The sequence below is a fragment of the Idiomarina solivarensis genome (genome assembly GCF_033052755.1).
Lineage (GTDB): Bacteria > Pseudomonadota > Gammaproteobacteria > Enterobacterales > Alteromonadaceae > Idiomarina.
This window is the reverse complement of sequence record NZ_JAVFHZ010000009.1, coordinates 45,272-59,498: the sequence shown is the minus strand read 5'-3', so window position 1 is coordinate 59,498 and position 14,227 is coordinate 45,272. Positions and strand designations below refer to the sequence as shown.

At 47.9% G+C, this 14,227-nt stretch carries 16 protein-coding genes; 5 read left to right on the top strand and 11 right to left on the bottom strand.

All coding sequences use genetic code 11. From position 1 onward, the window contains the following. The first annotated feature begins 110 nt into the window (after window positions 1–110). Window positions 111–1,109 (top strand): NADP-dependent oxidoreductase, encoded by a 999-nt coding sequence (locus RBK99_RS12870; protein WP_317505004.1) that lies wholly within the window; start codon window positions 111–113, stop codon window positions 1,107–1,109. A gap of 34 nt (window positions 1,110–1,143) precedes the next feature. Here RBK99_RS12870 and RBK99_RS12865 read toward each other — a convergent pair whose 3' ends face one another. From RBK99_RS12865 to RBK99_RS12820, 10 genes are all read right to left on the bottom strand, one after another. Continuing rightward, on the bottom strand, window positions 1,144–2,433 hold the full coding sequence (locus RBK99_RS12865; RefSeq protein WP_317505003.1) for a sensor domain-containing diguanylate cyclase: 1,290 nt from the start codon (window positions 2,431–2,433) through the stop codon (window positions 1,144–1,146). A 205-nt stretch (window positions 2,434–2,638) separates the two neighbouring features. Next, entirely contained in the window at window positions 2,639–3,004 is a 366-nt protein-coding gene (locus RBK99_RS12860) for a cupin domain-containing protein (protein ID WP_317505002.1), read from the bottom strand. Continuing rightward, entirely contained in the window at window positions 2,973–3,554 is a 582-nt protein-coding gene (locus RBK99_RS12855; protein ID WP_317505001.1) for a putative glycolipid-binding domain-containing protein, read from the bottom strand. Before RBK99_RS12855 ends, RBK99_RS12860 begins: the two co-directional genes overlap by 32 nt. Window positions 3,555–3,601: 47 nt before the next feature. Then, the gene (locus RBK99_RS12850) at window positions 3,602–4,027 is read right to left on the bottom strand and encodes a bifunctional diaminohydroxyphosphoribosylaminopyrimidine deaminase/5-amino-6-(5-phosphoribosylamino)uracil reductase RibD (protein ID WP_317505000.1); all 426 of its coding nucleotides are present in this window, start codon (window positions 4,025–4,027) and stop codon (window positions 3,602–3,604) included. A 190-nt stretch (window positions 4,028–4,217) separates the two neighbouring features. After that, window positions 4,218–4,655 carry an anthrone oxygenase family protein gene (locus RBK99_RS12845; protein ID WP_317504999.1) on the bottom strand — a complete coding sequence of 146 codons (438 nt, stop codon included), beginning with the start codon at window positions 4,653–4,655 and terminating at the stop codon, window positions 4,218–4,220. 340 nt (window positions 4,656–4,995) lie between these two features. Continuing rightward, complete coding sequence (locus RBK99_RS12840) at window positions 4,996–5,298, bottom strand: hypothetical protein (protein ID WP_317504998.1); 303 nt, start codon at window positions 5,296–5,298, stop codon at window positions 4,996–4,998. A gap of 27 nt (window positions 5,299–5,325) precedes the next feature. Beyond that, window positions 5,326–5,910: a DUF998 domain-containing protein gene (locus RBK99_RS12835; RefSeq protein WP_317504997.1), complete on the bottom strand. Its 585-nt coding sequence runs from the start codon at window positions 5,908–5,910 to the stop codon at window positions 5,326–5,328. Window positions 5,911–6,161: 251 nt separating this feature from the next. Continuing rightward, a complete protein-coding gene (locus tag RBK99_RS12830) occupies window positions 6,162–6,404 on the bottom strand; it encodes a hypothetical protein (protein ID WP_317504996.1) in 243 nt (80 codons plus the stop codon). 164 nt (window positions 6,405–6,568) lie between these two features. Continuing rightward, window positions 6,569–7,024 carry a hypothetical protein gene (locus RBK99_RS12825; RefSeq protein ID WP_317504995.1) on the bottom strand — a complete coding sequence of 152 codons (456 nt, stop codon included), beginning with the start codon at window positions 7,022–7,024 and terminating at the stop codon, window positions 6,569–6,571. A 141-nt stretch (window positions 7,025–7,165) separates the two neighbouring features. Beyond that, the gene (locus tag RBK99_RS12820; protein WP_317504994.1) at window positions 7,166–8,350 is read right to left on the bottom strand and encodes a GGDEF domain-containing protein; all 1,185 of its coding nucleotides are present in this window, start codon (window positions 8,348–8,350) and stop codon (window positions 7,166–7,168) included. 271 nt (window positions 8,351–8,621) lie between these two features. On the opposite strand from RBK99_RS12820, the gene RBK99_RS12815 reads away from it, so the two are divergent. The 4 genes from RBK99_RS12815 (at window position 8,622) to RBK99_RS12800 (ending at window position 13,433) form a co-directional block, all read left to right on the top strand. Next, window positions 8,622–9,497, top strand: a complete 876-nt coding sequence (locus tag RBK99_RS12815; RefSeq protein WP_317504993.1) for a DNA ligase — start codon at window positions 8,622–8,624, stop codon at window positions 9,495–9,497. 90 nt (window positions 9,498–9,587) lie between these two features. Beyond that, on the top strand, window positions 9,588–10,400 hold the full coding sequence (locus RBK99_RS12810; protein WP_317504992.1) for a cysteine hydrolase family protein: 813 nt from the start codon (window positions 9,588–9,590) through the stop codon (window positions 10,398–10,400). A 132-nt stretch (window positions 10,401–10,532) separates the two neighbouring features. Next, complete coding sequence (greB, locus tag RBK99_RS12805; RefSeq protein WP_317504991.1) at window positions 10,533–11,012, top strand: transcription elongation factor GreB; 480 nt, start codon at window positions 10,533–10,535, stop codon at window positions 11,010–11,012. A gap of 72 nt (window positions 11,013–11,084) precedes the next feature. Continuing rightward, window positions 11,085–13,433, top strand: coding sequence for a Tex family protein (locus RBK99_RS12800; protein ID WP_317504990.1), 2,349 nt, complete (start codon window positions 11,085–11,087; stop codon window positions 13,431–13,433). Here RBK99_RS12800 and RBK99_RS12795 read toward each other — a convergent pair. Next, a complete protein-coding gene (locus RBK99_RS12795) occupies window positions 13,430–14,221 on the bottom strand; it encodes a putative metalloprotease CJM1_0395 family protein (RefSeq protein ID WP_317504989.1) in 792 nt (263 codons plus the stop codon). The two genes, RBK99_RS12800 and RBK99_RS12795, sit on opposite strands and share 4 nt — an antisense overlap. Between the last annotated feature and the right edge of the window lie 6 nt (window positions 14,222–14,227).

The following is a 14,227-nucleotide window of genomic DNA, read 5'->3' as shown; positions in this document are numbered from 1 at the left end:
TACATTTTTTTCAATTAGTTTTCGTTACTACTGATCCGAGAGCTATTCCACGCGTAAAAAGGCCACGAGTGAAAAAGATTGAAACCGGTAGAGTTAACAAAGGGAACGTTATGACAACCTACAAAGCTATTAACCTAATTAAACGCCCTGAGCCAGGCCCTGTCTCGGCCGACGTATTTGACGTTGTCGAAAAAGAATTGCCCAAGGCAGGCTCGGGCGAGATGTTAATTAAACAGACTCAGATGTCGCTCGACCCTGCCATGTTCGGTTGGATGAGTCCCGATACCGAAAGCTATATTCCGCCCGTCGAACTAGGCACGGTTATGCGCAGCTCTGGTGTCGGCGAGGTCGTAGAGAGTAACCACCCGGACTTTAAAGCCGGAGACCGGGTTATGGGTATGATGGGTTGGCAAGAATATGCTCTGAGTAATGGCCAGGGCATCAACAAAGTAGAAGCCGATGTGCCGGACGAAACCGTGCTGTCCGTATTTGCGCTACCCGGATTAACAGCTACCCAAGGACTGTTTAATGTCGGTAAGCCAAAAAAAGGCGAAACTCTGGTGGTGACCGGGGCAGCTGGTTCCGTGGGCTCTATAGTCGGACAGCTCGCCAAAGCTGAAGGTCTCACTGTTATTGGTGTTGTTGGTAGCGATGAAAAAGCCAACTGGATTGTCAACGAGCTAGGGTTTGATGGTGCTATCAACTACAAAACCGGCGACTTGCACGATCAGTTAACCAAGCTGACGCCGGACGGCATTGACCTGTACTTTGAGAACACCGGTGGTCCGATTCAAAACTTGGTCATTGACCGTATGAACGCCCACGGTCGAGTAGTGGTTTGCGGTATGATAGCTGACTATGACAAGGCTGTGCCGAGCCCGGGACCAAGCTGGGTGCCGGTGATTAAAAAGCGTTTAACCATTCAGGGTTTTACCATGCCGGATCACTTTGACGAAGTTCCCAGCTTACTGGGCAAACTGACACCATACGTTCAAGCGGGGAAAATTCAGTACCGCTCGCATGTACTGAAAGGGCTGGAGTCGGCTATCGAAGGCCTGAACTTATTCTTCAGCGGCGATAATAAAGGCAAATTGATTGTTAAACTGTAGATAACAAGGCTCTATTTTTTCGCTTTGGAACTGTCTAAGCGACTTGATTACGGCCATTGCGCTTAGCCTGATACAGGCGGCTGTCGGCAGCCTGTATCATCGCCTCAATACTTTGACGCTCCTCCCCATAGGCTGCCACACCAATACTCAAGGTCAGCTCAATGGCCCCAGCCTCAGTATCGATAGCCGTGTCACCAATCAGACTGCGGAGCCGCTCCGCAATTTCTACAGCAGTCTTGTAACTGGTTTCCGGTAATAACACCGCAAACTCTTCACCGCCAATACGAGCCGGTGTATCCGACTCACGCAATACACTCTGACACCTTTCGGCAAAAGCCTGAATCACTTCATCGCCAATAGCGTGGCCATGCTGGTCGTTTATCGGCTTGAAAAGATCGAAATCAATAACCAGCAAACTCAGTTCCCTTTTATAACGCCGTGCGCGCTTTACCTCTTGGCCTGCTTCATTCATAAAGTGCCTACGATTTGGGAGCCCGCTAAGCTCGTCATGAGTCGCCAGGTACCTTAGTTTATCCTCCAGCCGTTTGCGGGCCTCAACTTCATGCTCTAGATTCAGGCGAATCTGCTTCTCTTCTGTTACATCGGTCTGAATTGCTGTAAAGCCACTTAGGTTGCCCTCATTATCAACTTCCGGCTGGCAGGAGATTCTAAGCCAATAAGGCTGCCCACTTTTCGCATAATTGAGAACTTCACAAGTAAATCCAGCACCACGAGATAAACAGTCATGCATATAAGCAACCGTTTGCTCATCAGTTCCCGGCCCTTGCAGCAGATCCCCAGGTTTTTCTCCGCGCACTTCAGTTAAATTGTATCCGCTTACCTTCTCAAACGCCTTATTTGCCCACGTAATTCGGCCCGCGATATCTGTCATTACGATGAGTTCTTCAGTATTCTCCAGCACCCAAGCCAGCCGCTGGTTGTGCAGCCTTTGTTGCTGATCGTCGGTAATGTCCCGAAAAACGCCGAACAGGTATTGGATACCATCGTTCGAAGTGCCTTTCACCTCCCCTAAAACCTCAACCCAGCGCACCTCCCCATCTGCGCGAAGAATTCGTCCCTCAAACGACAGTGGTTTGCCCGTTTCCAAAGTTTCTTTTAACAACGCCTCAATGCGCTCGCGGTCGTCAGGATGGTACAATCCTGCGGCATCATATACGCTCAGCTGCTTTTCAGCTGGCGACATCCCGTGCAACCGAAATAGCTCATCTGACCAAAAGACAGTATTGTCACTAAGCCTGACAAACCAGTGGCCTGACTGTCCGACTTTATGACTCAGTTTGAGAATGTCGCTAGTTTCCAGCAATGCCAACCCCTAAAAATTAGGTTATTAAAGACAGTTTTGATTTCAAACCAGAACAACTGACTTTACCTTAAGAACTATAAGTATCATCTTTTGTTTTTCCTGGGAACAGAATCAACTTGGTCAAGTCATGCTTATTGTGGAAACTCTTCTTTTGATCATTTTTATGCCCTTTCCGGCTAATTTACAATGGATACCGCTTCTTAGTTCAGAGCCAAACATCATTCTTCGCGGTTTTACTCCCTGCCTCTTCGCCAGTATTCACAACACCACGAGGCTCAATGAGCAATACTTTCGCTTCATTCTCCGCAAAAGGTTTGTGCTCTACGCCTTTTGGAACGACGTACATTTCCCCCTCCGACAAGGTCACTTGCCCGTCTCTGAAGTCAATCCTGAGGGAGCCCTCAAGCACAATGAAGGTTTCATCGGTGTCTTTATGGTCATGCCAGACAAAATCCCCCTGAAGCTTAACGACTTTAAACTGGTAATCATTCATCTCCGCAATGACTTTAGGTGACCACTGCTCATTAAAACGACCCAGCTTATCTTTGAAATTTATCGGCTGATGGTTCATTTTTTTCCTCTTGCCACAGCCCAGGGTAATTCGTCACAAAGCCTGAATCATTTACTTCCAGTGTAGAAACAAACGAGCCCCCGGCTGACTCATATTGATAGGTATTCTCCGACTGCCGACGATAAACCTGCAGTAGAACCTTTAATTCTAGCGAAGGAAACTGCAGCCAGGCCGCTTTAACTTCAGCTTCTTCACCGACATTGAGAGCCAAACGACGTATGGGCAATAAGTTGGTCGATGGACTAAATCCTATATCGACATCAAGACATCCGGATAATTCAGGCAAAGCTGAGCCATTGAGAAACCATCGTTTATCGGCATCCACCTGCAATTCAATGACGATTTCTTTATCGCCGATGACACCATGGACATTGACCAACTTGGTCGCCCATGACAAATCACATATAACGGAATAATCAATCCGGCACGGCTTGCCCTCTTCTGAAAAAACGGCTGTACCTAAAAGCTCGCGGCAATTACCTTTTTCATTAAGAGTTGCTATCTCATGCCCGGGATTTTCAAGCTTTCTCCAGAGTATCCTTTCCTGCATAGTTCTTTCCTAAACTTAGATTCTTCCGCTTAACCTACTCGGAGTATTTATAACTTGCTTAAGTATGGCGATAAAAAAGGTGTAACCATTTCAGCACCCAAACCTAACTCAACTTTTACACCTGCGGATTTAAGCAGTTCCACGCCTTTACCATTATTCCTTAAGTCTGGATCAAGCATTGCGATAACCACATATTTTATACCCGCAGCAACCAGAGCACTTGCACAAGCGCCCGTTCTGCCAACAAACGAACAAGGCTCCAACGTAACATATGCAATAACACCGCTTAGGTCTCCGGAATAAGCATTTAAGGCCTCGACTTCGGCATGGTTCCGTCCTATAGCCTGAGTAAATCCTTTTGATACGACTTGGTTATTTTTAACCAATACGCAACCAACCGGTGGATTCGGCTTACAATAAGGAAGCGCCTGTTTAGAAACTGCCAGTGCTTCTAACATGAATTTTTCGGACATATTAACCTTCTGCTAAGCCCAGAACGCTCAACTCAAGAACCTCAGTACACTCATTGCTGAACCGTATAAAAAAGAGCAGCCTGCTGTAGATCACTTCATTCGCAGATGTAATAAGAAACCGTGATTTGCTGGCTTGCCAATTGATGAGTTTGTTGCTGTTTTCTTTTGAACATAAGCTTCAAAGTCACTGTTAGACCGAAACTGCGGAATACAAAAACAAGACCGTCGCCAAAAGACTGAAGCCACTCCGAACCCAATGCAGATGGCCCCATTTGCGCAATAATTTATGCGTTTCAACAAGGGTTCTTCTTCGTTCCGGATCCAGCAGTAATTTGTTTGTTGGCATAATGACTATAAAGGTGAACGGAATAACGGCAAATATCAACGCCGAACCTAGATACCACAAATCCGCGCCTGTATTGAGGCCAGTCGTAAGTCCGGTAACTGTCGCAACCAACGCCAATGATGCCTGCATTACCGAAGCACGTCGGTAACTGGGCCCAAACACGTTTGCCGCAAGCTCAGTGCCGCATTCTAACCGTGCAGGATGTTCGGCAACATTGATATAAATGGCTGCGCCAGCAAATAAAGAACATGACAGCAACGCAATTAATTCAACAATCAACATCTATTGACCCTCTTTTTTTGGCCTATCAAATATAGAAGCTTTCTAACAGGTAGGTTGCTGCCAAACAAATACTAATAATGGCGCTATTAAAAACGGCTCGGGCCACCCATGGGAGGCCAGCATAAGAAACCTTCAAGTATTTGGTCGCCACCACCATTAAGCCCATAAGCAGAAACCAAGGCGTAAAAAAGAAAATAAACTGCCACTTTACGGCACTGACCGCTAAATCGTGCAGTGCACCACTAACGCCAGAACTGATGAAACGAGCCTGCGCCTAAGGCTCTATCTCAGCAACGGATCCAACCACCGCAATGCGGTCCAATTGCCCGATACCACTGACTCAACTCCCCAGATTGGTAAAAATACCCACCGCAAGCTCAGCCCAGACATAAAACAACGTAACAGCGCATAATACCGCCCAAACCAACCAGTACTTACTCGGTACTTTTCTCGCGACCAACACAAATAAGCTACTTATTGAGAATATTAGAATTCCCATTACAATAAAATCAGCAGTCTCCCAGTTAACCTCCGTTGTGAACTGCATGGCAATAAGAGGCAGAAGCAACAGGCAGCCTACCCCTGCAGCTATCCAGGCGAAAACGGCATTACGCATTATTAAATTATTGGCTTTATTTTTCATATTGAATTCACTCTTATTGACTAATGGCTAAGCGAATACACGTACTTTTGAAGGCACAGTACCGCTCTTAATTAACGCATAGCTTGCCAAGGAGTACCACCCCCACATGACCAGCGTTGCTGCGCGCTGTGTAAGGCCGCGGAATCCCTCAGGATCGAATCCGAAAAGCATGAGCCAGAGGTAGACCATAGTGAATAATGCGACCGCTAAAGATAACGTTACAATTTTCCGGTTTTCACAAAACTCAGCAGCAAAACACGCTGGCGCTAACGGCAAGATTAGGGCTGCGCCATAAAGCCCGTGAAGAGGACTGCCCATCACAAACAGGCCATTTGACATCATACTTGCACCGAGAATGCAGGACGTCACTATAGTAAAAAAGAACCGTTTAGGGGCGGAAAGTAATAACCCTAGTGCCAGTAAAAGAAGAGAGACGCCCATAATAATATCAGCAATACGTATAATGAGGGCAATGGGATGGTCAAGCAACGCCAGTTCACTCAGATGCTGGGACACTGAAGAGTACTCAGGTACCGTAAACGCAATTAACATTGGTAAGAGGGCCGCTGCAAACGGAACCACAATGGCCTGTTTTACTAAAATGTCTTTCAAGTTCTTATCCTTATAAAAGAAATTCACGACTTGAGAAAACTCTCAGAAGTCTAACTTTTATAAAACCATGAAAGACGAACCTAGGGCCATAAAAATGATGTTAAATATTGTTTCGGATTTTACATATTAATACCGTACATCTGCTGCACAGCTTCGCGACAATATGCGGTGCAAACGGAAAGAGAGGGCGGCGCATAAATCGCAATTATCTACACCGTGCACCTTGCCCCCTCGAGTAAGAAAGTGAGGTCTTACAGCCACAGCTTCTTACTATCAATCCACCGTATCGACACGGCGTACCAGTAAGCCGAACCCCAGAAAACCATAACTATTGGCATGAAAGGATGAAAATAGACGCCAATCAACCCTAAGCAGCCAATGAGAAAACAAGCAAGCTCCCATCTTAAAACGGTACTTCTTTTTCGGATGCCCCAAACACCCATGCGGATCCACAGAGGGACTTCTTTCCAGGATTCTGCATCTTTATCAATCACGTCAATCTCCTCGGTAAGAAACTAACTTACCGAAAATACAGTGCTGTCGGTAACGACAGGGATACGTCATTAACCCGTCAGAGCAACGTAGCCAAAAAACAACAAAGAACTAAACACAAGGCGATGCGTCTGCCATTCCGAACTGGCCGTAGATAATGCCAGAACTACCAAAGCCAGCCTACCTGTATAGTGATTAACTTAGATTCGGAGAAATCACCGTTACCCACCGTTACTCCGGGCTCGACAAAGAAACTGCCATATTGAAAGGTGCCACTGACCCCCACATACCTCCAGTCTTCATCCTCATATCGCACACGATAACCATCCGGTGTTGAGTCCAAAATAGTGGAATTATCTTCTACTTTGAAAGTTCCGGCTATTACCTGCCATGAGCGCATTGCGCTGTCACGGTTATAGTAGAAGCTATAGCCAGCCTCAATTCCGTAGACTTTGCCAGCGTAACCCACGGCGAGTTGCACCGGGTGCCCGGAAACTTCTTTTTTCATAACAAAGTTAACACCGCCAGGAGTACCTAGAGCAACACCAAATTGAGTGTCGTCAGACTCGGCTGCGTGCAGGGTCATGGGAAGTAAAGCAGCGATCGCAAGAAGATATTTCATTTCAGTCCTTCTTCCATGCTTAACATTTACTTAACACTAAAGGATGAGAAAGAAAAAAACAACAAGGATATATGCAGTCTATTATAGGCAGGGGCCGCAAATAACGTCCGATTCAACGACGATGGTTCAACGCTTCCTTACCTAACCAGCTGTCACGACTCGGTTGCGCCCATCACGCTTGCCCTCGTAAAGCATGTTATCAGCTCGGGTAATTAGGTTATCAAGATCATCTTCTGCGTTCGCTGCAGCAACGCCGATGGTCACGCTAAGCTGTAAGTCGTTTAGTTCGTCGGTTAACGACAGCGCTTCTACGTTTTGCTTAAGACGCTCAGCCACAGCTTTAGCATCACTCGGGCTGGTATGCGGTAACCCTACAACAAATTCTTCGCCACCAAAACGGCCGATAATGTCGGTGGGACGTAGTGATTGCTGACAAACCTCTGCTATTTTGGTCAGAATTGAATCGCCGCGCGTGTGCCCCCAAGTGTCATTAATGCGTTTGAAGTGGTCCACGTCTATCATGAACAAACAAAACGGAGTTTCTTCCAAGCCTGCCCGCTGCAGCAACGCTTCAGCCCGTTTCATAAAGTGGCTGCGACTATCAAGCCCGGTTAGAGCGTCCCGCTCCGCTACCATGCGCAATTGCGCTTCCAGTGATTTGCGATGCTTTATTTCCTTAAGCAGGTCACGATTTTGATCGCGCTCTTCATTGAGTAGTGAATACTGTCGGCGTTGCAGTCGCTCGATACGCAATAAAGCCGTGTAGCCAACGATATTTGTCATGATGAGTAAAAGTGCGATGCGCAGTGCGCCCGTAGGGGTTACGCCTGCATACAGCGCAGTCGCGGCCAAAAAGGTAATGCTTAAAAATAGACTGGCTAGTGTCGCTACTGTCAGCAAGTTAGGGATAAGCAGGTAGAAAGCCATTATCGCCACCACAACGGCGGTTATTTGGGTCGATAAGCTCTCCGGACGCAGCGGCACAATGAGAATAATACCAACAGCCAGTATCCAGAGCGGCAATGCATGCAGCCAGGCTTTTTCAGCATAACCGCCCCCGCGACCAATAACCAACGCCAACACAAAGCATGCGCTCACTACCGCAATGCGCATGGTCAACAATAGATAATACTCGTGGGTAAGCCCCAGCAGGTTGTAGTCGGTAATACCAAACATAGCGAAAATGACCGACACTAAAAGTAGCGCAAGGCGGGAGTCAGATCGGACATTCGGTTCAATGGATTGGCGATATCTCAACTCTTTGCGTTGGTCGAAAAACTGCCCCGTCAGCCAATGTATGTCATCTTGTTTTTGTTGTTGTGACAAAATTTTTCCCTGTTAAGACGGCAGCCATTTTGTGGCTTTTAATCAGTACCAACTTTCTATACTTTGCAAGTATACACCCAAATATTAACATGAAATTAGCATATTTTTATTGGTCAACGAATCAACGTTAAGGAACAATAGCCACGCATACGCCATAGTATTACACCAGTAGCCGAAATATCCTCGCTAAAACGGACAGATTGAGTATTGCTCTGCCATACATAGTAACTACACTTGCTTCAGTTTAAACCTGAACTGCAAGGATGCAGCAATGCTAAGACCTCTTCTTAAATGCCCTTTCACCTGTTTTATTGGCCTTTATTTCACTGCTTTTTTCGCATGTGCCGCACTCTATGAGCAAGAGTCGATACAAGTGCAGCTGGCAGAGGTGTATGACCAAGATAGTGCCAGCAGCATTAACGATTATTTAGTCAGTGAAAAATATGACGGGGTAAGGGCTATCTGGACGGGCGAACAACTTCTGACCAGAAATGGCAATCCGATACACGCTCCCAATTGGTTTACTGCGCCACTACCTGCCGTTTGGCTTGATGGTGAATTATGGACACAGCATCAGGATTTTTCGGCTCTAAGCTCAATTGTGCGAACCAAAATACCAGACGATGACCGCTGGCGTCAGGTGCGCTATATGGTTTTTGATATGCCGAATGCACAGCTTCCCTTTGAACAGCGTTACAAAAACTATTCAAAGTTAATCAAACAGATAAATGCCAAACATATCAAGGCTGTGAAACAACAGCGCTTTTATTCAAACCATGCGCTAAGCAAACACTTGCAAACCATGGTTGAAACGGGCGCAGAGGGCTTGATGCTGCACTTAGCGAGCGCGCATCATTCTTCCGGCAGGAGCAACGCTTTATTGAAGTTAAAACCATATTTTGATGACGAAGCTGTGGTGATTGAGCATTTACCCGGCAACGGCAAATACACAGGCATGCTGGGTTCTCTGCGAGTGAGGAATCAACAAGGGGCTGAGTTTTCCGTAGGCTCTGGCTTCACTGACAAAGAACGAGCTAGCCCTCCACCTGTCGGCAGTGTTATTACCTATAAATATCATGGCTATACCAGTAATGGTCTGCCACGCTTTGCCAGCTTTTTACGGGTTCGGGAAAAACGTGATAAATAGTGGATAAACATTGTTGACCGCAACATAGCCCTGACAGGTGTAAGATCGTTTCCTACAATAAAGTGTAGTTACTTCATCGCAGGAGTTTTTATGTCAAAACGTAAGATCTACCAAAAAACGGAGCAAGGCGGCTTTCAGCTCGGTGCGAGCATCGAAGGCTGGCATGTCGAAGAAGATCACGTTGACTTGTCCCCCAAACAGCGTCCCAAGGGCAAACTTCTTCGTATAGATAGCGATGATATACCAATTATCGAAGATACCCACCGTATGGCCCTTGTCATTGTGGATATGCAGAATGATTTTTGTAGCAAGGGCGGCTGGGCTGACCAAGCTGGGTTTGATACGGCGCAGGGCCGAAAGGTTGTCCCTGGTATCAAGCGCGCCCTTGCGTGGGCGCGAGAACACAACCTTTGGGTTATCTGGGTAGTCTGGGCAAGCCGGCATGATTTGCATAACCTGGGCGCACCAACTCTTTATCAGTACAAAAAGACCATTAAGATGAAAGGCATAGGCGAATCATTAGGTGACTATCAAGCCCTATTGGCCGGTACCTGGGGAACCGAAGTGGTAAAGCCGCTTAAGTGTTTGCAGGAGGATAACGATGTGATCCTGGAAAAAGTTCGTAACAACGGCTTTTACGGTACGCATCTCGATCAGATTTTGCGGGCGCAAGGTCTCAGCACACTTCTCTTTGCGGGAATCAACACAGATCAGTGTGTAGCGACAACCATGGAAGAAGCAAACTTTCGTGATTACAACGTCGTGCTCATCGAGGATGCTACCGGCACCTCAAACCCAGATTTCTGCAAAGAGGCGGTACTGCTCAATACGCGTCAGTGCTGGGGTTTTACAACGGACACCAAGCGACTACAGGAAGCTAAGTCGACTCAGCGCAAGGTTTAACTTTCTTTGATAAATATCACCTCTTTTCTTCATTTATCAAACGCCCCCCTTACCAATCTACCATTCCCCTAATAGCAATAACCCAGTAAAATCATGGGTTACCCATGAACGTAGCCAATAACGAGTCAGCATATGAAAACCAATTTAATTACTCTTGGCGGTTATGAAAAGTTGCAGCAGGAGCTTGAGCACCTTTGGCGTGTCGAGCGGCGCGAAACAGTTGAGAAAGTGTCGTGGGCGGCAAGCCTGGGCGACCGTTCTGAGAACGCGGATTACAAATACAACAAGCAGAAGTTACGCAAAATTGATGGCCGCATTCGCTACTTAACCAAGCGACTGGAGCAGGTAAAGGTCGTGTATTATTCGCCACAACAGAACGGCAAAGTGTTTTTTGGTGCCTGGGTCGAAATTGAAGACGAGGACGAAAACATTCGCGCTTTTCAAATTGTCGGCCCCGATGAAATTTACGACCGTAAAGACGCAGTGTCTATCGATTCGCCCATGGCGCGCGCGTTACTTAAAAAGCAGGTGGACGAGGAGGCTGAGGTTACTACCCCGCAGGGCACTAAGACCTGGTTCATTAATAAGATAAGTTACCAGCAGCCCGCGTAGTCAATTCGTGATAGCATTCGTCCCCATTAATTTAAACGTTACCGGTAAGTTTTCAAAACTAAGAGATGTACTATGAGCCAGATACCGCAGTTACTTGCTAATGAGCTGAAAGTTGATGAACGCCAGATTTCGTCTGTTATCCAGTTGCTGGATGAAGGCTCAACAGTGCCTTTTATTGCGCGCTACCGTAAAGAAGTGACCGGAGGTTTAGACGACACTCAGTTACGTCAATTGCACCAGCGCCTGAACTATTTACGCGAACTAGATGACCGCCGCCAGGTAATACTGAAATCCATTGAAGAACAGGGCAAGCTAACCGGCGAACTGGCTCAGAGCATTAAAAGCGCAGACTCGAAAACCGAGCTGGAAGATTTATACCTGCCCTATAAGCCAAAGCGCCGTACCAAGGGACAGATTGCCATTGAGGCGGGCATTGAGCCGTTGGCAGATTTATTGTGGAACGACCCGGCGCAAAACCCCGAGCAGGCTGCAGCCGAATACATTGACGCCGACAAAGGCTTTGCCGATACCAAAGCCGTTTTAGACGGTGCCCGCGCCATTCTAATGGAGCGCTTTGCCGAACAGGCTGAGCTGTTAAAACGATTGCGTTCGCACTTGTGGCAGAACGCGCACTTAACCAGTACAGTGGCTGCCGGTAAAGAGAAGGAAGGCGCGAAGTTCCGCGACTACTTTGAGTTCTCTGAACTATTTAAAACCATACCATCGCACCGCACACTGGCGCTGCTGCGTGGCCGGAATGAGGGCTTTTTGCAGTTGTCGATGGACGCTGACCCCGGCAGTGAAGACAAAACCACCGGCTCGCACTGCGAGGTAATTGTTGCGGATTTTCTGAATTTTGAGCACAAGGGCCGCGCTGCCGATGACTGGCTGCGACAGGTGATCCAATGGACCTGGCGTGTGAAGCTGTCGTTGCATATGGAAACCGAGTTAATGGCGCGAGTACGTGAACGCGCCGAAGAGGCTGCTATTCAGGTGTTTGCCAGCAACTTAAAAGACTTGCTAATGGCAGCACCTGCTGGTGCCAAAACTACTATGGGCTTGGACCCGGGCGTTCGTACCGGCGTGAAAGTCGCAGTGGTGGATGAAACGGGTAAAGCAGTTGCCACTAATACGGTATTCCCGTTCCAGCCGCAAAACCAGATGGACAAAGCCATGCGCACGCTGGCAACACTGTGCAAGCAGTACAAAGTGGAACTCATCAGCATTGGTAACGGAACCCACTCGCGCGAGACTGATAAAATGGTCGGCGACATGCTAAAGCAACACAGTGAAATTAAAGCCACCAAGGTCATCGTGAATGAAGCGGGCGCCTCTGTTTACTCTGCGTCTGAGCTTGCAGCTCAAGAATTCCCTAATATGGACGTATCGCTGCGTGGCGCAGTGTCTATTGCCCGTCGTTTGCAGGACCCACTGGCGGAGCTGGTGAAGATTGAACCTAAATCTATTGGTGTTGGACAGTATCAGCACGACGTCAGCCAGTCGCAACTGGCGCAAAGCCTGGACGCCGTAGTGGAAGACTGCGTAAACGCGGTAGGAGTGGACGCCAACATGGCGTCTTCTGCACTGCTGCAGCGCGTGTCGGGCCTATCCAGGACCTTAGCTAAAAACCTGGTTGAGTACCGCGATACCAACGGGGCTTTTGCAAACCGTAAACAGCTACTCGATGTACCACGCATGGGGCCAAAAGCGTTTGAACAGGCTGCAGGCTTTTTGCGCATTAACAATGGCGAGCAGCCGCTAGACGCTTCCTCAGTTCACCCCGAGGCTTATACCGTGGTGGAGCGCATCGCTAAAGAAAACTCCCTGCCGGTACAGGAATTGATAGGCAACCAGCAATTGATCAAAAGCCTGAACGCCAAAGACTACACCGACGAGCGTTTTGGTTTACCCACTGTCACCGATATTTTAGCTGAGTTGGAAAAGCCAGGCCGCGACCCGCGCCCGGAATTTAAAACCGCAGAATTTAAAGAAGGTGTAGAAAAAGTCAGTGACCTTAAACCAGGCATGTTGTTAGAGGGGGTGGTGACGAATGTCGCCAACTTTGGTGCCTTCATAGACGTTGGTGTGCATCAGGACGGGTTGGTTCACATTTCGGCACTGGCCGATAAGTTTGTCAGCGACCCGCGCGAAGTGGTCAAAGCCGGCGACATTGTGAAGGTAAAAGTGCTGGAAGTGGATATTGAGCGCAAGCGTATTGGTTTAACCATGCGGTTAAGTGACGAAGCACCGGCCAACGGCGCCAGCAATGCCTCTAACGACAAGCCAAAAGCAAAATCCAACGGCAGTCCTAAGAAAAAGCCTGCGGGAAATAGTCGCAGTGGTGGTCGGGCATCGCAACCACAAAATTCAGCTATGGGTAGTGCGTTGGCAGATGCTTTCGCTAAAGCGAAGAAAGATTAAGCCGTAGCGCTAAAAGAGTCCACGGACGGACGAACGCGCTTATCGTAAAAAGAGGCAATCATTTCGCCTCGATCGGGTGAAGATAACGTTTTTTTACCTTGCTCTGCAGGCGCTGAATCTGATACGGCTGACTTGCTCTCACCGCCCTCTTCAAGGCTTTTATTAAACGGTGCGTTTATGCTGATATCGGGGCTTTTTGCCTCGCTATCACCTTCACCTTGCATTTGTTGTTTGGCTAGTTCAGCCCGTGCCTGAGTAGCTTTATTGGCAGCATCAGCGGCTATGGCACGGTCCGCTGCAGACGGTTGTGCGGGAGCCAATGCCGCACGGCGTACTACCTGCATCTTCTGAATGGTTGCTTGTGGGTCGCCATTGACCGGGCTGACATCAATTTGAACGGCGCCAGCTACTGCGTAAGAGCCGCCGTCAGGACCGCGTTCATATTCATAAGAAGGTGACCCTGCATACTTGCCACCCACCGCGGCATGAGCCTGTTCGTGTACACGCACTTCCTGATTCCGACGTTTCAGTTCATCAAGTTTCTCGATTTCTTCTTCACTGAGTTTTTGCTGATTTTTCTCTGCGCGCTCAGTAACGTCTTTGCTGACTTTGTCGGTAGCTTTTTTTTCGTCACCTTTCTTGTCGGCCTGAGTATCGGCTTTATTACTGGATTGATCAGATTTGGAAGGTTCTTTCACCAGCGGCCGCTCTGCATTATCCCTGATCATCGACTCCGCAGGTGGTGTCGACGTTACAGGGATAGGCGGTAACGCTGTTGAGATATTCATGTTAGA

What these genes read in the sequence shown, in the direction of transcription:
- RBK99_RS12870 (WP_317505004.1), top strand. Translation starts at nt 111, where the DNA reads ATGACAACCTACAAAGCTATTAACCTAATTAAACGCCCTGAGCCAGGC.
- RBK99_RS12860 (WP_317505002.1), bottom strand. Translation starts at nt 3,004, where the DNA reads ATGAACCATCAGCCGATAAATTTCAAAGATAAGCTGGGTCGTTTTAAT.
- RBK99_RS12855 (WP_317505001.1), bottom strand. Translation starts at nt 3,554, where the DNA reads ATGCAGGAAAGGATACTCTGGAGAAAGCTTGAAAATCCCGGGCATGAG.
- RBK99_RS12850 (WP_317505000.1), bottom strand. Translation starts at nt 4,027, where the DNA reads ATGTCCGAAAAATTCATGTTAGAAGCACTGGCAGTTTCTAAACAGGCG.
- RBK99_RS12845 (WP_317504999.1), bottom strand. Translation starts at nt 4,655, where the DNA reads ATGTTGATTGTTGAATTAATTGCGTTGCTGTCATGTTCTTTATTTGCT.
- RBK99_RS12840 (WP_317504998.1), bottom strand. Translation starts at nt 5,298, where the DNA reads ATGAAAAATAAAGCCAATAATTTAATAATGCGTAATGCCGTTTTCGCC.
- RBK99_RS12825 (WP_317504995.1), bottom strand. Translation starts at nt 7,024, where the DNA reads ATGAAATATCTTCTTGCGATCGCTGCTTTACTTCCCATGACCCTGCAC.
- RBK99_RS12815 (WP_317504993.1), top strand. Translation starts at nt 8,622, where the DNA reads ATGCTAAGACCTCTTCTTAAATGCCCTTTCACCTGTTTTATTGGCCTT.
- RBK99_RS12810 (WP_317504992.1), top strand. Translation starts at nt 9,588, where the DNA reads ATGTCAAAACGTAAGATCTACCAAAAAACGGAGCAAGGCGGCTTTCAG.
- greB (WP_317504991.1), top strand. Translation starts at nt 10,533, where the DNA reads ATGAAAACCAATTTAATTACTCTTGGCGGTTATGAAAAGTTGCAGCAG.
- RBK99_RS12800 (WP_317504990.1), top strand. Translation starts at nt 11,085, where the DNA reads ATGAGCCAGATACCGCAGTTACTTGCTAATGAGCTGAAAGTTGATGAA.
- RBK99_RS12795 (WP_317504989.1), bottom strand. Translation starts at nt 14,221, where the DNA reads ATGAATATCTCAACAGCGTTACCGCCTATCCCTGTAACGTCGACACCA.